Below are 23,697 nucleotides of genomic sequence, written 5' to 3'. Positions count from 1 at the left end.
CATGAAAGCATTGCTGTTCTCGGTCGAGCGCCTGACCGTCACCACCAAGCTGATGATCGGCTTCTCGACGGGCATTGTGGTCGCCCTGGTGATCGGGGTGAACGCGCTTGCCGGGTTGCAGGCGATGGAAACCGAGATGGAGCGGATGTACGAGAACGACCTTCTGGGGATTTCGCACATCAAGGACGCCAACCTGAACCTGATCTACATGAGCCGGGCGATGCGTCACATGTTGATCGCGCAGGATCAGGTGGTTCGCGACGCCTCGGCGGCGCAGATCAAACGGGCGCGGGAAAACATGCTGGTCGATCTGGCCGAAGCCCGCAAACGCATCTATCGACCCGAGGCGATCGAGCGCTTCAACGCCTTTCAGGCCGACCTGAACAAGGCGCTCGAGGGGATCGAGCATGCCGTCGTCTTGATCCAGGGCGAGGAAATGCGCGCCTCGGCCGCAGCCCGCTACATCACCAGTCCCGAGTTCGGTGCCGCCATCGCCAAGGCCGACCAGGGACTGCATGCCCTGGTGGAGCTCAAGGAACGAGGCGCCGATGATGCGCTCGACCAGGCGCGGCTGGCGTCGTCCCGGGTCAAACTCGCCTCGGTTCTTCTGCTGGCCGTCGGGATCGTCATTTCGGTGCTGGTGGGCATCGTGATCGGCCTTAGCATTCGCCGGCCGAACGAGCATCTTCGGGCGGCGGTCGAGGCGTTGGCGGCCGGCAACGTCGATGCGGCCATTCCGCACAAGGATTATCCGAACGAAATCGGGGTGATGGCCCGGGCCATCGACGTGCTGCAAAACATCTATCGCAAGGCCAACGATCAGCATTGGGTGAAGTCGCACGTGGCCGAAATCAGCGCCGCCCTGCAACAGGCCGAGGATTTCTCGGCCCTGACCCAGAGGGCGGTATCGAAGGCCGCCCCGGTCATCGGAGCGGGGCACGGCGCCTTCTACGTCGCCGACGCCGACGGGCGCTACAATCTTCTGGCCAGCTACGGCTATCGCGAGCGCAAGCATCTGTCCAACAGCTTCCTGGCCGGCGAGGGACTGGTCGGGCAATGCGTGCTGGAACGCTCGACCATCATGCTGACGGCGCCCCAGAACTATATCCGGATCGGCTCGGGCCTGGGCGAGGGGCCGCCGGCCTGTGTCATCGTGTTGCCCATCATCCATGGCGACCGCGTCCTGGGGGTCCTGGAACTGGCCTCGTTCCAGCCCTTCACCGATCGCGAACGGGCGGTGATGGATGGGCTGTTGCCGGCGTTGTCGGCCAGCATGGAAATCCTGGACCGCAATCTGCGCACCAAGGAATTGCTGGCCGCCACCCAGGAACAGGCCGAGCGAATGGAAAAGCAGGCCGCCCAGCTCGAGGAACAGCAAGTCGAGATGGAAGCCCAGCAGGTCGAATTGCTGGAAACCGAGAACTGGTTTCGCAGCATCATCGAGACCGCGCCCGACGGCATGCTGGTCACCGATGCCCAAGGTCGCATCCTGCTGACCAATCCCCGCGCCGAGGCGATTTTCGGCTATCGGGCCGGCGAACTGATCGGCACACTTTTCAGCCAATTGGTGCCCACCCGTCTGCGGGGCGGGCAGGGCGGGGTTTCCGAACAGGTTTTGATCGATCATGCCAGCCGGGTGATCGATGGCGGCGCCGACATATTCGGGCTGCGCCGCGATGGGGAAGAGTTCGCGATGACGGTGGTCTTCAATACGCTGCCGCCCTGCGGCAACCGTGGCAAGTGCATCAGCGTTTCTGTTCGGGTCCAAGCGGTGTCATAAAGAAATGGCGGCCTTGGCGTCTCGATTGGGGAGCGAGTAAAGCGAATGCGTGTATCGACGGTCGTCAGCCTTGGCATGGGATTGGTGATATTCGCCAACGTCATGCTTATCGGGCGTGTCATCGAACCACAATTGGACATGCTGTCGCGTGTCCGATCGGGCATGGCGGCCGAGCGCCTGATGGAACTGGGGCTTGCCGCGGCGACCAAGATATCGGCTGAACGCGGCCCGGCCAACGGGGTGCTGGGCAGCGATGTCCCGCTGCCGCCCGAGCGGATCGATGCGTTGAAGGCCGCTCGCGCCGCCACCGATCAGGCCCTGAAAGAGGTCGAGGCGAAAGTTTCGGCGAAAACCCCGTTGAAGGAGATCGGCGCCGTCGCCAATTCCCTTGCCGCCTCGGGCCGGCAGTTGGTCACGGCCCGGCGCATGATCGACGATCTGGCGAGCAGGCCGCGCGCCAATCGTAACGATACCGAGGTGACAGCGGCGGTCACCGCCATGATCGACGTGCTGCCGCTGTTGGCTCCTGGCCTGAACGTCATCGAGAACAATCTGGCCCAAGCCGATCCGCAATTGATCAACTACGTTTCCATCGCCCGCCTGTCGACCGAGATGCGTGATTATGCCGGCCAGCTGGGATCGGTCTTCACCGCCGCCTTTGTCGGCCGCCGACCGCTGAACCAGGCCGAACAGGCCCGGATCGACACCTTGTTGGGGACGATTGGCTCGCTTGATACTCAATTGCGCCTGGCCTTCGACAAGACCGGGGCGCCCCAGGATCTGAAGACGGCCTTGGGGGTGATCGATGCCGATTTCGTCGGCGCCGGCCTGCCTTTGGTCCGCAAGATCCGGGATATCGGCCGCACCAGCGGCGACTATGGCATGAGCGCGGCCGATTTCGCCAAGGCCTACGTCCCGCAGATGAACGTCATCCTGGCCTTGCGGGGCGCGGCCTTGAAGGCCATTTCCACCCGCATCGCCACGCTGGACCGCGAAAGCACCGGGTCTTTGGTCACCAGCATCGCCTTGGCCGCAATCGTCGGGTTTTCGATCGCGCTGTGCTTCCTGCTGGTCATCCAGCGTCTGTCCCGTCCGTTAAGTCATGTCCATCGGGCGTTGGGGCAACTGGCGGCTGGGTCGGACGACGTGACCCTGCCGGCCATCGACCGGCATGACGAGGTGGGCGAGTTGTTCTCCGCGCTCAAGCGTCTGGTCGGCGTGGTGCGCGGTCGGGTCAGTGAAAGCTATGTCTCGGGCATGGTCGCCCGGATATCCACCGACCTGCAGGCGGCCGAGGATTTCGAGCGCCTGGCCGGGGCACTTTTCTCGAACCTTGGGCCGATCCTGGACCTGGGGGTGGCCAGCTACTTCCGAGCCGACGGCGCCACCGGCGATCTGGTCTATTGTGGCGGCTATGCCCGTGCCGGCGCCGTGCATTCCAGCCGCGTCGTCGCCCCCGGCGACGGCCTGATCGGAGAGTGCGCCGCCACCCGCCGGGTCATCTTGGTGACCGATCCGCCGTCCGATTACCTGTGCGCCCAGACCGGATTGGCCAAGGCGGTTCCGCGCGCCATCTTGATGCTGCCCATCGTCGGCGGTGACGAATTGCTGGGCGTGGTCGAGATGGCGATGCTCAAGCCCATCGATCCGCTCGATCGGGATGTGCTGGATGCGGTCCTGCCGGTGCTGGCCATGCGCATGGAAATCCTGGCGCGTAGCGAACGGACCCGCCAATTGCTGGAGGCCACGCAACAGCAAGCGCGCGAGCTCACGGTCCAGCAGGACAGAATCCAGTCGTTGCTGGCCGAACAGGACGCCATTTTCAACAACGCCCCCATGGGCATCATGTATATCGCCTCGGGGGCGATCCAGCGGGCCAACCCGGCGATGGCCGAGCTGTTGAACCATTCGCTCGACGCACTGAAGGGGTTCAAGGTCGCCGGCCTGTTCTCTTCCGAGGCAAGCCACCACGGCTTTAGCGATGCCATCGGATCCCGGTTGAATGGCGGCGAAGGGGTCCATCAGGAATGGGACCTGCTGCGCGGCGACGGGCATGTCTTCACTGCGGCGGTTTCGGCCAAGGCCGTCCAGTTGGAAGGGATGGAAGGCGCCTCGATCTGGATCGTCGAGGACATTACCGAACGTAAGCGCCTGGAACACGAGATGCAGGAAAGCGGCGAGCGTTTGCGCCGCATCCTGGAAAACAGTCCGGCCGGCGTCTCGATCAATACCGAGGATGGCCAAGTTCTTTTCGCCAATCGCCGTCTGGCCGAAATGCTGGGCGCCACGGTCGATGAGCTGATGGCCCGCAATGTCGCCAAGTCGTGGCACGACCCCGCCGAACGCCAGACCTTCCTGAAGCAGATGCGCGCCGAAGGGGCGACCCGCGATTTCCAGACCCGGTTCATCCGCGACGACGGCCAGCTGATCACCGTGCTGTTGACCTCGGCCTGGACGGAATTTGCCGATGGCCGCCGCCTGGTGACCTGGGTGTACGACATCACCGAAAGGCAGAAGACGGAAGACGCCGTGCGCGTCGCCAGCGCCGAACAGCAAGCCATCCTGGAAGCCGCGACGGTGGGCATCGCCTTCCTCAAGGACCGGGTCATCGTGCGCGGCAATCCGCGCCTGGACAAGCTGTTCGGCTATGAATCCGGCGAGCAGATCGGCCGGTCCACCCGCATCTGGTTCCCCGACGACGAAAGCTTCGCCGATATCGAGGGGGCCTACGAGGCGCTGGGCCGGGCCGAGGTCTACCAGCGCGAACAAAATTACGTCCGCAAGGACGGTTCGCGCTTCTGGTGCCGCATCAGCGGCAGCGCCATCGACCCTTCGGATCTGTCCCGTGGGTCGGTGTGGATGCTGGAAGACGTCACCCAGGCCCGCGCCGCCGCCGAAGCCCTGGCCCGCGCCAAGGAGGTGGCCGAGGATGCCGCCAAGACCAAGTCCGACTTCCTGGCCAACATGAGCCACGAGATCAGGACGCCCATGAACGCCATCATCGGCATGGCCCATCTGGCCCTGAAGACCGATTTGACGCCGCGCCAGCGCGATTACGTCAAGAAGATCCAGCAATCGGGTCAGCACCTTCTGGGCATCATCAACGACATCCTGGATTTCTCGAAGATCGAGGCCGGAAAGCTGGAGGTCGAGGTCTCGGACGTCCATCTCGACAAGGTCTTGGACAATGTCGCCAACCTGATATCGGACAAGGCCGCCACCAAGGGGCTGGAATTGCTGTTCGACATCGGCCCCGGCGTGCCGATGGACCTGATGGGCGATTCCTTGCGTCTGGGCCAGGTGCTGATCAATTACGCCAATAACGCGGTCAAGTTCACCGATGAAGGCGAAATCGTCGTCGGCGTCCGTCTGCTCGAGGATTTGGGCGACCAGGTCATGCTGCGTTTCGAGGTCAAGGATACCGGCATCGGCCTGACCGAGGAACAAAAGGGCCGGCTGTTCCAAAGCTTCCAGCAAGCCGACAGCTCGACCACCCGCAAGTTCGGCGGCACCGGTCTGGGCCTGGCGATATCGAAGAAGCTTGCCGACTTGATGGGCGGCGAGGTCGGCGTCGACAGCGTGCCGGGCCAAGGTTCGACCTTCTGGTTTACCGCCAGGCTGGGCAAGGGCAAGCCGCGCGCGCGGATGCAGCCCGAGGCCGAGTTGCAAGGCCGACGCATGATGGTGGTCGATGACAACGAAAACGCCCGCGCCGTGCTGGTCGATATGCTGAGCTCGATGTCCTTCAAGGTCGATTCGTTCGATTCCGGTCCGCCGGCCATCGAAGCCATTCGCGAAGCAATGGTGGACGAGCCCTACGAGGTGGTGTTCCTGGATTGGCAGATGCCCGGAATGGATGGGCTGGAGGTCGCCGAGGCCATTCATTCCCTGCGTCTTCTGTATCCGCCGCATCTGATCATGGTGACCGCCTATGGCCGGGAAGAGGTCCTGAAGGGCGCCCAGGCGGCCGATATCGGTGAAGTGTTGATCAAGCCCGTCAACCAGGCCGCCTTGTTCGACAGCATCATGCGGGTCTATGCCTCGGACGACCGCCGCGGCGAGACCATCGACAACGCCGAGCCGGCCGGCCAGAATCTCGAGGCGCTGAGGGGCACCAAGGTCTTGCTGGTCGAGGACAACGACCTCAACCAGGAAGTGGCGAGCGAGATCCTGCGCGATGCCGGCCTTGAGGTCGATATCGCCGATAACGGCCAGATCGCGGTCGATATGGTCAAGGCCGGCTCCTACGACCTGATCTTGATGGATATGCAGATGCCGGTGATGGACGGCGTTACCGCCACCCGCGAAATTCGCAAGCTGGGACAGACGCATCTGCCCATCATCGCCATGACCGCCAATGCCATGCAGGTCGATAAGGATCGGTGCCTGGACGCGGGGATGAACGACCACATCGCCAAGCCCATCGACCCCGATTCGATGTTCGCGACCCTTTTGAAATGGCGCGGTCCGGCCATCGCGGCGAAGCCTGCCGCGACGGACGTCGAGGCGGGGGGCGAGGATGGCGGCGCGATCATCGAGCGCCTGCGCACGCTGCTGGCCGAGAGCGATTCCGAGGCCGAGGATATTGTCGATGCCAATATGGACCTGCTGCGCCAGGTCCTGGGGGCGAAGGCCGCGCGTTTCGCCAAATTGGTGCACGATTTCGACTACGACAAGGCGATCAAGCTGTTGCCCGGGCCAACCGCCTCGAACGACCGTCCGGACCTGCCCGAGATCGACCCCGACGTGTTCGACTTCGACCGCATGGGGCCGATCTATAAATGGGATATGGCGCGGCTTGGGCCGCTTCTGGCCGCCTTCCTGGACGATGCCGCCGGAAAGGTCGCCCGCATCGAGGCCGAGGGCGGGTTGCCGGCGAAGGCCGAGTTGGCCCACGGACTGAAGGGCACGGCCAACACTGCCGGCGCGGTGCGGCTGGGACGGCTGGCCGCCGATATCGAGAGCTCGGCCAAGGGCGGCAACGCCGAGGCGGTCGAGATGCTGGTCCCGCTGCTGCCCAGCACGGTGACCGAACTGAAGGACGCGCTGGCGTCGGTTGTTGACCATAAAGGTGACGCATGAGTGATACCGATCTTCGACGAATCAAGATTCTGCTGATCGACGATGAGCCCTTCATCCGGCTGACCATTCGTCAGATCCTGGTGCAGATCGGCATTCCTCCGTCGAATCTGTACGATGCCGGCGACGTCAAGGCCGGCTTGGCCGAAACGCTGCGGGTCCGCCCCAGCCTGGTGTTGTGCGATATCCACATGCCGGGCGATGACGGCTTTGCCTATGTCGCCAAGGTGCATTCCGCTCCGATTCCGGAAGTGGCCGGCATTCCGGTGGTGATGCTGACCTCGGATTCGGGGGAAGAAGCGGTGCTGACCGCCAAGGACCACAAGGTCGCGGGCTATTTGGTCAAGCCCGTATCCATCGCTGCCGTCAAGAAGTCCATCGAACGCGCCCTGAAGGTGACCCTGCCATGACCGATGACGCCCGCCAGAATATCCTTGTCGTCGACGACACCCCCGACAATCTGAAGCTGATGGGGGCGTTGCTCAAGGATCTCTATCGCGTGAAGATCGCCAATTCCGGCGCCAAGGCGCTGGCGATCGCCGCGTCGGAATCGCCCCCCGACCTGATCTTGCTCGACATCATGATGCCCGAGATGGACGGTTACGAGGTCTGTCGGCGTTTGAAGGCCGACCGCGCCACTCGCGACATTCCGGTGATCTTCCTGACCGCCAAGGCCGAAACCGCCGACGAGGAACTGGGCCTGAAACTCGGCGCGGTCGATTACATCACCAAGCCGATCAGCCCGCCGATCGTCCTGGCCCGCGTCGAGACGCAATTGAAGCTGAAGGCCAGCGCCGACTTCCTGCGCGACAAGGCGGACTATCTGGAGGCCGAGGTGACCCGCCGCACCCGCGAGATCACCGCCATTCAGGACGTCACCATCCTGGCCATGGCGTCCCTGGCCGAAACCCGCGATTCCGATACCGGCAACCATATCCGCCGCACCCAGCATTACATTCGCGTCCTGTCGGAAAAGCTGAAGGTCCACCCCCGTTTTTCGGGCTATCTGGACGATTCCACCATCGACATGCTGTTCAAATCGGCGCCGCTGCACGACATCGGCAAGGTCGGCATTCCCGACCGTATCTTGCTGAAGCCCGGTCGGTTCGAACCGGCCGAATTCGAGATCATGAAGACCCACACCACCTTGGGCCGCGACGCCATCGAACATGCCGAGCACTCGTTGGGCACTCCGGTCGAGTTCCTGTCGATGGCCAAGGAGATCGCCTACTCCCACCAGGAAAAGTGGGATGGCAGCGGCTATCCGCTGGGTCTGTCGGGTGACGATATTCCGATTTCGGCCCGGCTGATGGCGGTGGCCGACGTCTATGACGCCCTGATCAGCCGGCGGGTCTACAAGGAAGGCATGCCGCATGATCGCGCCGTGGCGATCATCAGCGACGGTTCGGGCAGTCACTTCGATCCCGACATCGTCGATGCCTTCCTGGCCCTGGCCGACGATTTCAAGACCATCGCGGATCAGTTTTCCGATTCCGACCGGGATATGGAGCAAAAGCGCCAATATCTCGAACAGGCCGGAGCCGAAGGCTGAACGACGCGGGCCTGACGGTCATCCAAGGTCGAAAGGCCCGCGTGTCCAGCGGCAGACCTTAATCGGCGATTTCGCCCATGGCGGCCTGCAGATAGTTGGGCAGTCCCATGGACTTGATCAGGTCCTGCTGGGTCTCCAGCCAGTCGATATAATCCTCGACCTCTTCCAGGATCTCGCCCAGTTCGTGGCGGGTGATGAAATCCTCCTTGGCTTCGGCCAGGGTGATGGCCGCGACCACCGCCTTGTGTTCGGCCTTGGCCATCCGCAGGTCGTCGGCGATGATCTCCGGCACGTCCTGGCCGATGGACAGCGTGCCGTGCTTGCCGACATCGGGGGTGCCTTCCAGGAACAAGATGCGCCGGATGATCTTGTCGGCATGCTCAAGCTCCTCGTCGCGCTCGTGGGCGATGCGGTCGTAAAGCTTGGTCAGGCCCCAATTCTGGAACATGCGCGAATGGGCGAAATACTGGTCGGCGGCGGTCAACTCCGCCGTCAGCAGCTTGGCCAGGATGTCGAGAACCTTCTTGCTGCCCTTCATGGCGGCCTCCGTCGAGAATATCGAGAATTCAATATGCGAATGAGAATGAATTGCAATATATCGGCGCCGGACGGCGAACGCAAGGGGGCAGGTGGGGCGGCCCCTTTGAAGCTGGCTATTCGGTGGTCTTGCCGTCGAAATGCTCGTGCGCGGCCTGGGCCTCGGCGCAGGTCTTGTGGACGGTGCCGTCGATATGTTCCGGCGGACCGTAGATGGTGTAAAGCCGCAACGGCTCGGTGCCGGTGCTGATGACGTTGTGGCGGGCGTTCTGCGGGACGACGATGCCGTCCTCGGCCTTGACCTTGTGGCAGAGCCCATCGATCCAGATTTCGCCTTCGCCGGCCTCGATCCGGAAGAACTGGTCGCGGTCGTCGTGGACCTCGTCGCCGATCTCGTCGCCGGGTTGGATGGTCATCACCACCAGTTGCAGGTTATGACCGGTATAGAGCACCCGCCGGAAATCGTCATTTTCCTTGGTGATCTTCTCGATGCAGCCGACAAAGCCTTTCATCCGAACATCCTTTCCACGAAGGGGGCGGACGGGTTCGCCGTTCCATCCAAGGGTTTCACTTTGTCACGGCGGCGGTTACCCTGACCATAGAGCAAACGGACGACACGACCTTAGCGAGACAGGCGATGAATCGCCAGCAACGACGCGAGCAGGCCAGCCTGGGCGGCAAAGCGCCACCGATTCCCGCCGGTAACCGCTTTCACGCCGAAGCGATGGCCCACCATCAGGCCGGCCGGCTGGAGCAGGCGAAGGCCGCTTATGCGGCGGCGCTCAGCCGCGAACCGAATAACGCCTTCATCTTGCACCACCTGGGAATCGTCGCCTGCCAGTTGAGTGATCTGGATGGTGGGCTGGCCTATCTGGCCCAGGCGGTGGCGGCCAAGCCCGATTTCGCCGAGGCCCAGTGCAATTACGGCCAGGCGCTGTTCGACCGGGGCCGCTTCGCCGAATCCTTGGCCGCCTTCGACAGGGCCTTGGCGGCCAAGCCGGAAATCGCCGACGCCCATGACAAGCGCGGCAAGGCGCTGCAGCGGCTGGGGCACTTCGCCGAGGCGGCCGCCGCCCACCGCCAGGCCTGCGCCCTGGCCCCGGGTCTGGCGTCGGCCTGGAACAATCTGGGGGCCGCCTGCCTGGAACTGGGGCTTCATGCCGAGGCCGAGGCGGCTTGCCGACGGGCCTTGGCGATGGTTCCCACCATGGCGGTGGCCAGGATCAACCTGGGCCTGACCCTGGCCCGCACCGGCCGCGAGGCCGAGGCCGGGGCGGCCTTGCGCCAGGCGGCGGCCGATGATCCCCGGTCGGACGCGTACTACAATCTGGGCTGCATGTTCAACGCCTCGGGCCGGTTGGACCAGGCAGTCGGGGCCTTCCAGGCCCAATTGGCGACGGTGCCCCATCATGCCCTGTCGGCCAACAATCTGGGGGTGGCGCTGCGTGGCCTGAACCGAGTTTCCGAGGCCGAGGCGGTCCTGCGCCGCGCCCTGGCCCTGGCACCCGATTCCGCCGAGGCCCGGTTCAATCTGGCCCTGACCTTGCTGGTCGGCGGCCAATTGGCGGCCGGATGGCCCGAATACGAGGCGCGGTGGGGCCTGAAGGCCTGGGAGACCGTCGGCCTGATGCGCTCGGGCCCGCAATGGCGGGGCCAGCCCGCGCAAGGGCAGCGGATTCTGATCCACGCCGAGCAGGGTCTGGGCGACACCATCCAGTTCGTCCGGTTCGTGCCGCGCGTCGCCGCCCTGGGGGCCGACGTGGTGCTTGAGGTCCAGCCGGAACTGGTCACCTTGCTGCAGGGCCTGTTGCCCTTCGCCGAAGTCATCGGGCGGGGAACGCCCTGCGACTATCATCTGCATTGTCCGCTGCTCTCTCTTCCCGGCATCTTCCAGACCACCCTCGAGACCATCCCGGCCGAGCGTCCCTATGTCAGCGCCGACCCGGCCCGGATCGAGCCATGGCGCCACCGGCTGGCCTCGCGGCGCGGCCGGCGGGTCGGGCTGGTGTGGGCCGGCAGTGCCGACAACACCAACGACCGCAACCGCTCGCTGTCGCTGGCGGCGCTGGCGCCCTTGCTGGAGAGGCCGGGCATCCGCTGGTTTTCGCTGCAAAAGGGCCGGGCCGAGGCGGCGGGCGATCCCCGCCTGATCGATCTGGGGCCGGACCTGACCGACTTCGCCGAAACGGCGGCATTGGTCAGCCTGCTGGATCTGGTGATTACCGTCGATACCTCGGTCGCCCATCTGGCCGGGGCGATGGGTAAGGATGTCCGGGTGATGCTGCCCTTCGCGCCGGACTGGCGCTGGCTGCTGGATCGCACCGACAGCCCGTGGTATCCGACCATGCGCCTGTTCCGCCAGCCCGCCCCCGGCGACTGGGCCAGCGTGGTGGCGGCGATCGGCGCATCGCTTTAGCACCGTGCCTCACATCTGAGACACGGTGCTCTAGCCGGTTGCGGAAAAACACCGACATGGCGCCCTCACACCCATTTCCGTAACCGGCCGAACAAAAAGAGGGCCGGGCGTCTGGGACGTCCGGCCCTTTTTCAGGTGTGGCTCTCGTGAAGGGAGACATCTTCGCCGACGCCGCCTGGGGAGGGACGGCGCCAAACCGGGAGCCCGCCGGTTAAAGGAGATCCTCGTCCAGCGCCATCACCACCCCGGCGCCGGCCTGGATCAGCTGGGCCAGGCCATCAATCCGCGTCAGCACGTGCTCGCCGTAGAAGCGGGCGGTGACGGATTTGGCGGCCAGGAAACGGTCGGACGGCGCGGCCTGGGCGGCGATCAATTGCTCGGCCATCATCTGGCCGCCGACCAGGGTGCCCATCAATTCCAGGAACGGCACCGCCACGGCGGCCGCCTCGCGCTGGGGCAGTTCGACCAGGCAGCGGACCGAAATCTTGGCGGCCTCGGTGGCGGCGCTCAGACGGGCGGCCAGGGCCTTATCGTGCGCCGCCAACCGGTTGGCGGTGGCGGCGATGTCGGCCAGCATTCCGTCGATGGCGGCACCGCCGTCGCGCAAGGTCTTGCGCAGCACCAGATCGTTGGCCTGGATGGCGGTGGTGCCTTCGTAGATGGTGGTGATGCGGGCGTCGCGGAAATGCTGGGCGGCGCCGGTTTCCTCGATGAAGCCCATGCCGCCATGCACCTGCAGGCCGGCCGAGGCGACGAAATTGCCAACCTCGGTCGACCAGCCCTTGACCAGCGGCGTCAGCAGGTCGGCCAGCAGCTGGGCCTCGGCCCGGCGGGTGGAATCGGGGTGGTGGTGGGCCAGGTCGACCGCGGCGGCGGCCTTGTAGATCAGGCCGCGCATCGCCTCGATGCGGCACTTCATGTCCATCAGGGTGCGGCGCACGTCGGGATGGTTGACGATGCCGGTGCGATCGTCGCCGGTCCAGCCTGCCGGGCGGCCCTGGATGCGCTCGCGCGCATAGGTCAGGGCCTGCTGATAGGCCCGCTCGGCGATGGCCAGACCCTGCAATCCGACCGATTGGCGGGCGTGGTTCATCATCGCGAACATGTATTCCAGGCCGCGATTGGCCTGGCCGACCAGGGTGCCGATGGCGCCCTGGTTTTCGCCGAAGGCCATCACCGCCGTCGGGCTGGCATGGATGCCCAGCTTGTGTTCCAGCGAGGCGCAGGCGACGTCGTTCCTGGCCCCCAGCGAGCCGTCGGCCCCCACCAGGAATTTCGGCACGATGAACAGCGAGATGCCCTTGACCCCCGGGGGCGCGTCGGGCAGGCGGGCCAGCACCAGATGGACGATGTTTTCCGCCATCTCGTGGTCGCCATAGGTGATGAAGATCTTCTGGCCGAACAGGCGGAAGCTGCCGTCGCCCACCGGCACGGCGCGGGTGCGGATGGCCGCCAGGTCCGAGCCGGCGGCCGGCTCGGTCAGGTTCATGGTGCCGGTCCATTGGCCGCTGACCAGCTTGGGCAGATAGGTCGCCTTCTGCTCGTCCGAGCCGTAGCCGGCGATGGCGTTGACCGCGCCTTGCGTCAGCATCGGGCACAGGGCGAAGGCCATGTTGGCCGAATGCCACATTTCCTGCACGGCGACGTTCAGCAGGTTGGGCAGGCCCATGCCGCCGAACTCGGCCGGGAAGGCCAGGCCGTTCCAACCGCCTTCGACCAGCACGTCCCAGGCCTGTTGCCAGCCCTCGGGCAGGCTGACCTTGCCGTCCTTCAGATGCGCGCCCTCAAGGTCGCCCACCCGGTTCAGGGGGGCGATGGTGCCGGCGGCGATCTTGGCCGCTTCTTCCAGGATGCTGTCGGTCAGGTCGGGGCTGGCATCCTCGAAGCCGGGCAGGGCGGTGATGTCGGCCAGCCCGGCCAGCGAAGTCAGGACGAAACGGATATCGGCCAGGGGTGCGGTATAGGTGGTCATGGTCGTGTGCTCTCCGCCCGGCTGATCACAATGCCTTGGCCTGCTGGCGCAGCATGAATTTCTGGATCTTGCCGGTGCTGGTCTTGGGGAGCGGCCCGAATACCACGGTGCGCGGAATCTTGAAATGCGCCATGTGGTCGCGGCAAAAGGCGATGATGTCGGCCTCGGTGGCGGCAGCCCCGGGCTTCAGATCGACGAAGGCACACGGCGTCTCGCCCCATTTGTCGTCGGGCCGGGCCACCACGGCGGCTTCCATCACCTCGGGGTGGCGATACAGCACGTCTTCCACCTCGATGGACGAGATGTTCTCGCCGCCCGAGATGATGATGTCCTTGGACCGGTCCTTGATCTCGACATAGCCATCGGCGTGCCACACCGCAAGGTCGCCGGTATGGAACCAGCCGCCCTGGAAGCATTCCTGGGTCGCCTTGGGGTTCTTCAGATAGCCCTTCATGACGTTGTTGCCGCGCATGAAGATCTCGCCCATGGTCTGGCCGTCCTTGGGGCAGGGCTCAAGGGTCATGGGGTCGGCCACCATCACCGCTTCCAGCATCGGGCCGCGCACGCCCTGGCGGGCCTTCAAGGTGGCCTTTTCGTCCAGGGTCAGGCCGTCCCACTTGTCGTGCCACACGCACAGGGTCACCGGGCCATAGACCTCGGTCAGGCCGTAGACATGGGTGACTTCCCAGCCCATCCGCTCCATGCCGGCGATGACGGCGGCCGGCGGCGCGGCGCCGGCGGTCATCACCTTGACCGGCTGGGTGATGCCTTCCTTCAAGGCGGGCGGGGCGTTGTTGATCATGTTCAAGACGATCGGCGCGCCGCAGAAATGGCTGACCCGCTCGGCGCGGATGGCCTCCAGGATCGGCTCGACCCGGACATGGCGCAGGCACACGCTGGTTCCGGCGGTGACCGCCAGGGTCCACGGGAAGCACCAGCCGTTGCAATGGAACATCGGCAGGGTCCACAGATAGACCGGGCCGTCGCCCATGTTCCACGACAGCGCGTTGGACACCGCGTTCAAATAGGCGCCGCGATGGTGATAAACCACGCCCTTGGGGTTGCCGGTGGTGCCCGAGGTATAGTTCAGGGTGATGGCCTGCCATTCATCGGCCGGCATGGTCCAGGGATGCTGGTCGGCGGCCAGCAGGTCCTCATAGAGGCCCTGGCCGATCAGCTCGCCGCCGGCATAGGTGGGGTCGTCGATGTCGAATACCGGGACGGGCATATCCAGCATCGCCAGCGCCCGCTTGGCGACGCCCGAGAATTCGCGATCGACGATCAGCATCTTGGCTTCGGCGTGCTTCAGGATGAAAGCGATGGCTTCGGCATCCAGGCGGGTGTTGATGGCGTTCAGCACGGCACCGGCCAGCGGGATGCCGAAATGGCCCTCGAACAATTCGGGCGTGTTGGCGGCCAGCATGGCGATCGTGTCGCCCTTGCCGATGCCGCGCGCCTTCAGCCCGGCGGCCAGGCGGCGGCAGCGGACAAAGGTCTCGGCCCAGCTTTGGCGGCGAGCCCCATGGATCAGGGCGATGCGGTCCGGCCACACGGCGGCGGCGCGTTCCAGGAAGGTCAATGGGGTCAGGGCGACGAAATTGGCGTCGTTCTTGTCCAGATCCTGCTCGTACACGCTGGCGCCGCCCATGCGCTTTCTCCCTTGGCCAAGGTTTCCCTGTCGCCGCTTTCAGCAGCGTTGGGCAAAGCTGTATCAGGCGGGCATTTCCTAAGTGTCTCAGGATTGTGACGAATTGTTGCGGGCAGGGGATTACTCCCCGCTCAGCCACACCACGTCGGCGGCGAACAGGTAGCCGGCGCCGTAAACGGTCTTGATCAGACGCGCCCCCTTGGCATCGCGTTCGATCTTCTTCCTGATGCGCGAGATGCGGACATCGATCGAGCGGTCGAAGGCGCAATCGTCGCGGTCGGATTCGGCGCCCTGCAACTGGTCGCGCGACAGCACCCGTTTGGGGGCCTTCAACAGGGCCATCAGCAGGCCGGCCTCGGCGGCGCTCAGGCTTTCCTGATGGCCGTCATCGGCGATCAGGGTCAGGTTGCCGGGGTCGAACACCCACTCGCCGAAGCGGGCGCGCTGCAGATTGTTGCCGGCCGCCACCGCCGCCAATTGTTCGCGGCGGCGCACCAGCGAATTGATGCGGGCCACCAGCTCGCGCGGCTCGAACGGCTTGACGATGTAATCGTCGCCGCCCAGTTCCAGGCCCAGCACGCGGTCGGACACCCCGCCGCGCCCGGTCAGGATCACCACGCCCATGCGGGCGTCGCCCCATAATTCGCGCACCAAGGTCAGGCCGTCCATGTCGGGCAGGCCCAGATCGACGATGCATAATTCCGGCGGCTGGCGGCGGATGGCGGCGCGGGCGTCCTTGCCATTGCCGAAGGTCTGGACCTCGTAGCCATAGCCCTCCAGCACCGAGCGGACCAGGGTGCGGATGTCGGGTTCGTCGTCGATGACGTAAAGAAGTTTCCTGCTGCTCACCCGGTTGCTTCCCCTAAAACCTGACCGGCCTTGGCGATGGCGTCGATCAGGTCCCGTTTGTCCCACGGTTTGCCCAACACGATGATATCCGATCCGACCACGCTGTCATCCATGGCGAATCCGCTGATCAGCACGATTGCGATCTCGGGCCGGGCGGTCTTCAGCCGTTTGGCCAGTTCGGTGCCCGACAGGCCGGGCATGACGATGTCCGACACCACCAGATGCAAGCCATCGATCTGCTGGGCTAGGTCCCAGGCCTCGTCGCCGGATTCGGCCTCGACCACCGAGAAGCCCAGTTCGACCAGTTGCCGGCGCATCACCCGGCGGACGTCGGCATTGTCCTCGGCCACCAAAGCCAGGCGGCCGGGCCAGGCCTGATCGACTTTTGCCGAGACCGGGGCCTGATCCTGCGAAACAGGTTCGGCCCTGGGCAGCAAGATGGTGACGATGGCGCCACAGCCCGGCCGGCTGTCGATCCTGATGAAGCCGTGCGACTGCTTGACGAAGCCATAGACCATCGACAGGCCCAGGCCCGAACCGCCTTCCTTGGTGGTGAAGAACGGCTCGAAGGCGTGGGCGGCGGCGGCGGCCGCGAAGCCGTGGCCGCTATCTTCGACCTGGATGCGCAGATAGTCGCCGGCCGGCGCCATTTCGTCGAATTGTTCGGGGGCGTCGAGCACCCGGATCGCCGCCGACATTCGCAAGCTGCCGCCGTCGGGCATGGCGTCCTTGGCGTTCAGGGCCAGATTGACCAGGGCGTTTTCCAACTGGTTGGGGTCGGCGATGGCCCAGCAGGACAGGCCTTCGTCGGCGATGTCCATCTGGATCGAGCTGGGCAGCGACCGGCGCAGCAGCACCGCCATGTCGCGGATCAGCAGGGCGACATCGACCGGCTGCGGCTTCAGGGGCTGGCGGCGCGAAAAGGCCAGCAGGCGGCTGGTGATGTCGGCGCCGCGCCGGCCGGCGCGCTGGGCCGGTTCCAGATAATCGTCCAGCCCGGCGACGTCGCCGTAACGTTCCCGCGCCGCCGCCAGGTTGCCGATGATGATGGACAGCAGGTTGTTGAAATCGTGGGCCAGCCCGCCCGATAGCTGGCCGACGGCGTTCAGGCGCTGGGCTTCCATCAGCCGGCGTTCGGTCTCGCGCTCGGCGGTGACGTCCAGCGACAGGACGAACATGCCGCCGCTGGCCTCGCCGTTGGCCAGTTCCGGGATCAGGGTGTTCTTGGTCACCATGTTCTGGCTGTCGTCGCCGAACGGGAAGGCATATTCGAAGGTGACCGGCTCGCCCTGGTGGGTCTGGTCCAGATAGGGCGCCAGCACGCCGTGGGCCGAGCGGCCGACCACATCGGCCAGCAGGCGGCCGATCACTTCGGACTTGTCGCGCCGCATCAGGTCGGCCCAGCGCTGGTTGGCGAAGCGGATCGTCTGGTCGCCGTCGAGATAGGCGATGGCCGCCGGGATGGCGTCGAGGATCAGGCGCTGGCGCGCCTCGGTCTCGGCCAGGGCGGCCTGGGCGCGGTTCTGCTGGCCGATGGCGGTCTGCAGGCGGCGGTTGCTGTCTTCCAGTTCGATGGTGCGGTCACGCACCCGGCTGTCCAGGGTGGCGATATTGTCCTGCACCCGGTCGATCATGGTATCCAGACCGGCGGCCAGGATGCCGATCTCGTCATCGCTGGTGATGCCGGTCCTGGCGGTCAGGTCGCCGGCCTGGACCTGGGCGGCGGTATCGACCAGCCGACGCAGCGGCCGGACCAGGCGCCTGGCCCCCATCCATGCCATGGTGATGCCGACCAGCAGGATCAGGATGGTCAGCAAGATGATGCGGTTGGACAATTCCTCGGCCGAGCGGCGCAGGTCCTCGACATAGACCGACGAGGCGATGTACCAGTCGAAGCCCGAGAAGTGCCGCACCCAGCTGATCTTCTGATAGACGTAATGGCCGGGGTCGGACGGCTTGTCCCACAGATAATAGACCGGCTCGCCCGAATCGGCGGCGGCCTTCAATTCGTCGGCGATGGACCGGCCCGATTGCGGGTTGGTGAGGCCCGAGAACTCGCTGCCCTCGATGTTGGGGTTGGGGTGGATCACCATGTTGTTGCGGGCGTCGAAGATATAGACGTAACCGGCCACGCCGATGCGGATGGCGCGCAGGACCTGGCGCAGATCCTCGATGGCCACGGATTTGCGCCGCTCGACCTCGGCGTCGATGTCGGCCAGATAGGCGCCGGTGCCGACCACCAGCCGGTGCTCGGGCAGGTCGCGGAAATACGAGATCTTCTGCTCGGTGGACCCGCCCTTGGCCCGACGCCACGGATAGGTGTGAAAGCCCTCGCCCCAGGCCCGGGCCGTCGAGATGATCATCGGGATGATGGTGTTGCCCGACTGGTCGCGGAAATCGGCGGCGTTCTTGCCCTGGAACTCGGGGTCGGGGTGCGACAGCAGGTTCGAATAATAATCGGTTACCCAGATGTAATCGTCGCGGCCGTACTTCATCGAGCGCAGGCCCTCGAACACCAGGCGCCGGGCCTCGGAATCGGAAATCTCGCCGCAGTCGCGCTGGCCGAACACCCAATCGACATAGCCCGCCGCCAATTGGACGATGCTGCGCAATTGCTGTTTGTAGGAGGCCTCGGTCAGGCTGCGCTGCTCCTCCAGCCCGCCCTTGATCTTGGTCGCCATGGTGAAGACGTTGTCCAGGATGGCGCCGCTGGCGTTCAGCTCGATGGTGTAGGCCCTGGACTGCACCAGCGGCACCACCAACAGATAGACCGCCGCCGAGAACGAGCCGACGACGATCAACATGGTGGAAAACAGCCGGTGAAACAGGCGAGAGCGGATCATGCGTGGTCCCGACGACGGGCGTGGGTGCGGTGTCCATCCTTATCCGCAAGCCGCAGGCGGCTCAAGTGTCTCGCAAAAAACCTCAAAAAATGAAGAGGATGCTGACCGAGTCTGATGTTTTCTGTGCGCTTTAAACGCATCGTTAAGGGGTGCGGAAATAAGAGTTGATGTTGGAATGGAGTATTGTCCTTTGAAGAAATCGGGGGCTTTCGGTTCGGTCATGATGGCGGCGGCGCTGGCGTCGTCGCTGTCGGCCTGCGCCCTCGAGCCCGAACAGTTGGGCGAAATTCGCCAGGACCTGCAAAAGCACGCCGACACCTTGCCGCAAGAGGTGTTGTCGCGGCCGCTGACCGTCGATGATGCCATCGCGTTGTCCATCACCCACAACCTGGATTCCCGCGTCCGCCTGCTGGAAGAGGTGTTGGCCCAGGGCAAGGCCGACCTGTCGATCTTCGCCATGCTGCCGACCATGGCGGCCAAGGCCAACGTTTCGCGGCGCGGCCCGCGCAAGGCCACCACCTCGAAGGACCTGACCGACGGCACCACCGGCAATTATTCCACCAGCGAAGACGTCATCAGCCGCACCCGCGACCTGACCGCCACCTGGAACCTGATGGATTTCGGCATCGCCATGCTCAGGTCCGACCAGGAAGAGGACCGCGTCAAGCTGGCGCTGGAAAAGCGCCGCCGCGCCTTGCATCTGTTGGTCCAGGACGTCCAGGCCGCCTATTGGAAGGCGGTCATCAACGAATTCGCCGAGGCCAAGTACAACGCGCTGGAATTGCGGCTGATCCGTTCCGTCAACGACGCCGAGGAAGCCGAGCGCAGCAAGGTCGGCGACCCCATGCAGATGCTGGCCCACCAACGGGCCATCGTCGATACCATGCGTCAGATCGCCGAGATGCAGCGCCAGACGGCGACGGCGCGGGCCGACCTGGCCGGGTTGATGGGCATTCAGTCGATCGGCGCCTTCCGCCTGGCCGAATTGTCGGAAGGTGCCACCTTGGCGGTCACGCCGCCGGCCCCGGATGTCGAGGCGCTGCAGCAGGTGGCCTTGGACAACCGCCCGGAATTACGCAGCGAGGAAGCGCAGTTCCGGATCGACGTCCAGGACATCTACACCGAGCTTTTGAAGTCGCTGCCCGGCATCGGGCCGTTCATCGGCGGCCACCATGACAGCAATTCCTATCTGAAATACAACGCCTGGGCCGATGCCGGCGTGCAGGTGGCATGGAACCTGGTCGACGTGCTGTCGATGCCCAAGCGCATCCGCCAGGCCCAAAGCAACGTCGAGGTCACCCGGGCCCGGCGTCTGGCCCTTGGCATGGCGGTGGTGACCCAGGTCCGCGTCGCCGACATCCAGTACCGCCACGCCCTGAAGGAATACCGCCTGACCGAGCAGATGGCCGGCATCGACCGCCGCATCACCTCGCTGGCCGGCAAGTCCAAGGAAGCCGGCAGCGGCAGCGCCATGGAAGAGATCAAGGCCGAGGCCTCGTCGATGCTGTCGGCGATGCGCCGCTTCATCCTTTATTCCGATCTGCAGGCGGCCAAGGCGCGCCTGGACGCCGCCATGGGCCTGGACCCCAGCCATCCGGGCGAGGAGAAGCCCCCTGCCACCGCTGCCCTCACCAACTGAGCCGCACATTCTCGACGGCCAGGCCAAGGCGGTGTCGGCCTGCCTGCGCGCCTTGGGCCAGGCGGTGGCGGCGACCGCCTTGAAGGATTCCTACCGCATGGCCGAGGCCGAGGGCGAGGCGCAGCCCTGGCCGGTGGCGCTGGGCCGGCACGGCTTCGCCGCCCATGTCGAGGCCCGCATCGACCCCTCCACCCTGTCGGACGATTTGTTTCCCTGCGTGCTGCTGAGCGGGGCCGAGCCGCGCCACCTGATGGCGCCGCCGTTGCAGCCAGGCGCGGCCACGATGCTGTTCGTCCGCCCGTTGCTGGACAAGTCGGTGGCCGACACCCCCACCGCCTGGCCGGCGCTGCTGGCCTCGTGGCGGCCGATGATCGTGCGCGCCGGTCTGGCCGGCGGGCTGGCCAACGTGCTGGCGCTGGCGGCGCCGTTGTTCTCGGCCCAGGTCTATGACCGCGTGCTGCCGCATGGATTGCTGGATTCGCTGGCGGCCATGGCCATCATGTTCCTGGCGGCCGCCATCTTCGAGCAGGTGTTCCGCCGCCTGCGCGGCCTGTTCGTCGAGGACGCCCTGCACGAGGGCAATGTCCGCCTGGCCATGGACATGCACCGGCGCATCCTGGAAACCCGCTTCGACGGGGCGGCGGCGCCATCGGGCCATCTGATGCGCATGCTGCAGGATTTCGATGCGATCCGCGACGGCTTCGGCGCCGCCGCGGTGTCGCTGCTGGCCGATCTGCCGTTCATGGCCCTGTTCCTGCTGGGACTGTTCCTGTGCGATCCGCTGATCGCCCTGGCGGTGCTGGGGCTGAACCTGGTGGTGGCCGGCTCGACATTGGTGGCGCTGCATCGCCAGAAACTGCTGCATGCCGAATTGTCGCGCGCCGCCAGCTTCCGTGCCCAGGCGGCGCAGGAAAGCTTCTTCGATCCCGAAACGGTGCGCCGGGTCGGCGCCAAGACCTATCTGCAGGGCCGCTTCCGCCAGGGCACCGCCCTTTACGCCCAGGCGGCCCGGGCCATCCGCACCATGGCGGCGGGGCGCGGCAACCTGTCGATGCTGGCGCAGAACCTGGCCATGCTGGCGGCCATCGGCCTGGGCGGCTGGCGCGCCGTCGAGGGCCAGATGAGCGCCGGAATCATCCTGGCCGCCACCATGCTGGCGACCCGCTTCACCGGGGCCACCATGCAGTTGATGAGCGTGGTGCCGCAGACCCTGTCGGCGCTGGCCTCGCTCGAGGCCTTGCGCACCGTCACCGGCCGGCCGACCGAACGGCCGGTGGGCGTGCATCTGATCCACCGGCCGCTGGCCCAGGGCGCCATCGCCGTCGAGGGGCTGGTCGCCCGTTATCCCAAGGCCGCCCACCCGGTGCTGGACGGCATCGATCTGGCCATCGGCGCCGGCCGCCGGCTGGCGGTGGTGGGGCCGTCGGGCTCGGGCAAGACCACGCTGGAAAAGGTTCTGAGCGGCATCATCCGGCCCGAGACCGGCCGGGTGCTGCTGGACGGTGTCGATATCGCCCTGATCGATCCGGCCGACCTGCGCCGCCATATCGCGGTGTGCCCGCAAAACCCGCCGCTTTACAGCGGCACCTTGCGCTCGAACCTGTCCTATGACGGGCTGGTGTCGGACGACGACATGATCGCGATGCTGAATTCCCTGGGGGCGGGGGGCATCATGCCGGTCGGCATGGGGCTGGATTTCGAGGTGATGGAAGGCGGCCGCAACCTGTCGGGCGGCCAGCGCCAATTGGTGGCCGTGGCACGCACCCTGCTGCAAGCGGCCCCGGTGACCATCCTGGACGAACCCACCGCCGCCCTGGACGAGGCGACCGAGCGCAAGGCCATCTCGGGCATCCACCGCGCCATCGGCACCCGGACCCTGGTGGTGATCTCGCACCGGTCGGCGGTCGGCGCCCTGGCGCTGCGCACCGCCACCATGGAGAAGGGCAAGATCACCCAGCTGACCCAGCGCGAGCCGCCGGCCGCGCCCGCCGCCAAGGGGGCGTGACATGACCGACAAGAAGCCGGCCGCCGACAACCCGATCATCGATTCCTTCCGCAGCCCGATCCACGGCATCGCCCCCAAGCTGACGCCGCCGTCGGCCAATGCGCTGCTGCGCTGGTCCACGGCCGCCTTCGTCGGGTTGATGGCGGCCGGGGCGGTGCTGGAAATCGACGAGGTGGTCACCGCGCCGGCCCGGGTCGAGCCGTCGGGCCAGATCCGCCATGTCCAGCATTTCGAGGGCGGCACCATCCAGGAAGTGATGGTGCGCGAGGGCAGTTTCGTCGCCGTCGGCGAGGTTCTGGTCCGGCTGGTCAATTCGCAAGGGGCCGGCGATCTGGCCGACAAGCGCGCCCGCTGGCTGGCCTTCCAGGCCCGCGCCGCCCGCCTGAAGGCCGACCTGTCCGGCGCCAAGGACATCGAGTGGCCGGCCGGCATCACCATCGATGCCGACACCAAGCGCCGCGAGCTCAGCATCCATACCGAGCGTCTGTCGCACCGCGCCCAGCAGGTGACGGTGATCCAGCGCGAGATGGAACGCCGCCGTCGCGAGGTCACCGAGACCGAGACCCGCCATTCCGGTCTGGTGCGTGCCCAAGCCAAGGGCAACGAGGAAATGCGCATCAAGAAGAAGGCGTTCGACGCCGGCGTGGTCGGCAACCAGGAAATCGTCCGCCTCGAACGCGAGCAATTGATGCTGGACACCGAGGTCGCCACCGCGCGCGACACCATCTCGCGCCTGCAGGCCCAGCTGCACGAGGCCGAGGCCAAGCTGTCGGAGTTCGAGAAAGGCTGGCGCACCGACGTCTTGGAGGAAATCAGCAAGGTCGAGGCCGAGATTTCCTCGCTGAAGGCGACCATGGAGGTGGCCACCGATCGCGAATCGCGGTCCGACGTTCGCTCGCCGGTCCGGGGCGTGGTCAAGATGGCCGCCATCACCAGCGTCGGCCAGGTGGCCAAGCCGGGCGACACCTTGATGGACATCGTGCCGCTGGACGACGCCCTGGTGGTCGAGGCCCGCGTCGCCCCCGAGGACATCGCCCATCTGCGCCCCGGCCTCAAGACCTCGATCCGGCTGTCGGCCTATGATCCGTTCCGCTATGGCCAGTTGAAGGGCCAGGTGATGGCGGTGGGCGCCGATTCCATCGAGGATGCCAAGGGCAACACCACCCAGACCTATTACAAGGTGACCATCCAGTCCGATCAGGCGGTGCTGACCGATGCCAAGGGCGTCGAGCATGCGGTGCGCTCGGGCATGGCCGGCACCGCGTCGATCGTCATAGGGCGCAAATCCATCCTTCGCATGGTGTTCGACCCGCTTTTGCGCAATGAGATGATTTTTTCACTGAATTCGTTCAGACTACCCTGACGAGCCATTCCCAG

General features: G+C 65.6%; 14 protein-coding genes. 8 read left to right on the top strand and 6 right to left on the bottom strand.

Annotated features, from left to right (window positions below; translation table 11 throughout):
- Position 1: 1 nt before the first annotated feature.
- The 4 genes from MTBLM5_RS06080 to MTBLM5_RS06065 are packed head-to-tail and all read left to right on the top strand — an operon-like array spanning position 2 to position 8,411.
- The gene (locus tag MTBLM5_RS06080; RefSeq protein WP_173974878.1) at positions 2–1,780 is read left to right on the top strand and encodes an MCP four helix bundle domain-containing protein; all 1,779 of its coding nucleotides are present in this window, start codon (positions 2–4) and stop codon (positions 1,778–1,780) included.
- A gap of 45 nt (positions 1,781–1,825) precedes the next feature.
- Positions 1,826–6,862 (top strand): response regulator, encoded by a 5,037-nt coding sequence (locus MTBLM5_RS06075; protein ID WP_173974877.1) that lies wholly within the window; start codon positions 1,826–1,828, stop codon positions 6,860–6,862.
- Positions 6,859–7,269 (top strand): two-component system response regulator, encoded by a 411-nt coding sequence (locus MTBLM5_RS06070; protein WP_173974876.1) that lies wholly within the window; start codon positions 6,859–6,861, stop codon positions 7,267–7,269. Before MTBLM5_RS06075 ends, MTBLM5_RS06070 begins: the two co-directional genes overlap by 4 nt.
- Positions 7,266–8,411 carry a two-component system response regulator gene (locus MTBLM5_RS06065; protein ID WP_173974875.1) on the top strand — a complete coding sequence of 382 codons (1,146 nt, stop codon included), beginning with the start codon at positions 7,266–7,268 and terminating at the stop codon, positions 8,409–8,411. The genes MTBLM5_RS06070 and MTBLM5_RS06065 overlap by 4 nt, the downstream gene beginning before the upstream one ends.
- Before the next feature lie 58 nt (positions 8,412–8,469).
- Here the strand turns inward: MTBLM5_RS06065 and bfr are convergent, their stop codons facing one another.
- Positions 8,470–8,949, bottom strand: coding sequence for a bacterioferritin (gene bfr / locus MTBLM5_RS06060; protein WP_173974874.1), 480 nt, complete (start codon positions 8,947–8,949; stop codon positions 8,470–8,472).
- Between the two features lie 115 nt (positions 8,950–9,064).
- Positions 9,065–9,460, bottom strand: a complete 396-nt coding sequence (locus tag MTBLM5_RS06055; RefSeq protein ID WP_173974873.1) for a cupin domain-containing protein — start codon at positions 9,458–9,460, stop codon at positions 9,065–9,067.
- Positions 9,461–9,585: 125 nt separating this feature from the next.
- Here MTBLM5_RS06055 and MTBLM5_RS06050 point away from each other — a divergent pair, with 125 nt between their 5' ends.
- Positions 9,586–11,364, top strand: a complete 1,779-nt coding sequence (locus MTBLM5_RS06050; protein WP_173974872.1) for a tetratricopeptide repeat protein — start codon at positions 9,586–9,588, stop codon at positions 11,362–11,364.
- 211 nt (positions 11,365–11,575) lie between these two features.
- Here the strand turns inward: MTBLM5_RS06050 and MTBLM5_RS06045 are convergent, their stop codons facing one another.
- From MTBLM5_RS06045 to MTBLM5_RS06030, 4 genes are all read right to left on the bottom strand, one after another.
- A complete protein-coding gene (locus MTBLM5_RS06045) occupies positions 11,576–13,336 on the bottom strand; it encodes an acyl-CoA dehydrogenase (RefSeq protein ID WP_173974871.1) in 1,761 nt (586 codons plus the stop codon).
- A gap of 25 nt (positions 13,337–13,361) precedes the next feature.
- Positions 13,362–14,984 carry an acyl-CoA synthetase gene (locus MTBLM5_RS06040; RefSeq protein WP_173974870.1) on the bottom strand — a complete coding sequence of 541 codons (1,623 nt, stop codon included), beginning with the start codon at positions 14,982–14,984 and terminating at the stop codon, positions 13,362–13,364.
- 120 nt (positions 14,985–15,104) lie between these two features.
- The gene (locus MTBLM5_RS06035) at positions 15,105–15,833 is read right to left on the bottom strand and encodes a response regulator transcription factor (protein WP_173974869.1); all 729 of its coding nucleotides are present in this window, start codon (positions 15,831–15,833) and stop codon (positions 15,105–15,107) included.
- Complete coding sequence (locus MTBLM5_RS06030; protein WP_173974868.1) at positions 15,830–18,676, bottom strand: cache domain-containing protein; 2,847 nt, start codon at positions 18,674–18,676, stop codon at positions 15,830–15,832. The genes MTBLM5_RS06035 and MTBLM5_RS06030 overlap by 4 nt, the downstream gene beginning before the upstream one ends.
- A 175-nt stretch (positions 18,677–18,851) precedes the next feature.
- Between MTBLM5_RS06030 and MTBLM5_RS06025 the strand changes: the two genes are divergently transcribed.
- From MTBLM5_RS06025 to MTBLM5_RS06015, 3 genes are read left to right on the top strand one after another with little or no spacing between them, the layout of a single operon-like run.
- Positions 18,852–20,315, top strand: a complete 1,464-nt coding sequence (locus MTBLM5_RS06025; protein ID WP_254430926.1) for a TolC family protein — start codon at positions 18,852–18,854, stop codon at positions 20,313–20,315.
- A 31-nt stretch (positions 20,316–20,346) separates the two neighbouring features.
- A complete protein-coding gene (locus tag MTBLM5_RS06020) occupies positions 20,347–22,320 on the top strand; it encodes a peptidase domain-containing ABC transporter (protein ID WP_305792049.1) in 1,974 nt (657 codons plus the stop codon).
- Between the two features lies 1 nt (position 22,321).
- The gene (locus tag MTBLM5_RS06015; RefSeq protein WP_173974867.1) at positions 22,322–23,683 is read left to right on the top strand and encodes an HlyD family type I secretion periplasmic adaptor subunit; all 1,362 of its coding nucleotides are present in this window, start codon (positions 22,322–22,324) and stop codon (positions 23,681–23,683) included.
- The last annotated feature ends 14 nt before the right edge of the window (positions 23,684–23,697 follow it).

The sequence above is a fragment of the Magnetospirillum sp. LM-5 genome (assembly GCF_902729445.1).
In the GTDB taxonomy this organism is placed as follows: domain Bacteria; phylum Pseudomonadota; class Alphaproteobacteria; order Rhodospirillales; family Magnetospirillaceae; genus Magnetospirillum.
Note: the sequence above shows the minus strand (reverse complement) of the source record. Positions and strands in the feature narration are given on the sequence as shown.

Coding starts and splice junctions, on each gene's coding strand:
- MTBLM5_RS06065 (WP_173974875.1), top strand. CDS start 7,266: ATGACCGATGACGCCCGCCAGAATATCCTTGTCGTCGACGACACCCCC.
- MTBLM5_RS06045 (WP_173974871.1), bottom strand. CDS start 13,336: ATGACCACCTATACCGCACCCCTGGCCGATATCCGTTTCGTCCTGACT.
- MTBLM5_RS06030 (WP_173974868.1), bottom strand. CDS start 18,676: ATGATCCGCTCTCGCCTGTTTCACCGGCTGTTTTCCACCATGTTGATC.
- MTBLM5_RS06080 (WP_173974878.1), top strand. CDS start 2: ATGAAAGCATTGCTGTTCTCGGTCGAGCGCCTGACCGTCACCACCAAG.
- MTBLM5_RS06075 (WP_173974877.1), top strand. CDS start 1,826: ATGCGTGTATCGACGGTCGTCAGCCTTGGCATGGGATTGGTGATATTC.
- MTBLM5_RS06050 (WP_173974872.1), top strand. CDS start 9,586: ATGAATCGCCAGCAACGACGCGAGCAGGCCAGCCTGGGCGGCAAAGCG.
- MTBLM5_RS06040 (WP_173974870.1), bottom strand. CDS start 14,984: ATGGGCGGCGCCAGCGTGTACGAGCAGGATCTGGACAAGAACGACGCC.
- MTBLM5_RS06025 (WP_254430926.1), top strand. CDS start 18,852: ATGGAGTATTGTCCTTTGAAGAAATCGGGGGCTTTCGGTTCGGTCATG.
- MTBLM5_RS06015 (WP_173974867.1), top strand. CDS start 22,322: ATGACCGACAAGAAGCCGGCCGCCGACAACCCGATCATCGATTCCTTC.
- MTBLM5_RS06070 (WP_173974876.1), top strand. CDS start 6,859: ATGAGTGATACCGATCTTCGACGAATCAAGATTCTGCTGATCGACGAT.
- MTBLM5_RS06055 (WP_173974873.1), bottom strand. CDS start 9,460: ATGAAAGGCTTTGTCGGCTGCATCGAGAAGATCACCAAGGAAAATGAC.
- bfr (WP_173974874.1), bottom strand. CDS start 8,949: ATGAAGGGCAGCAAGAAGGTTCTCGACATCCTGGCCAAGCTGCTGACG.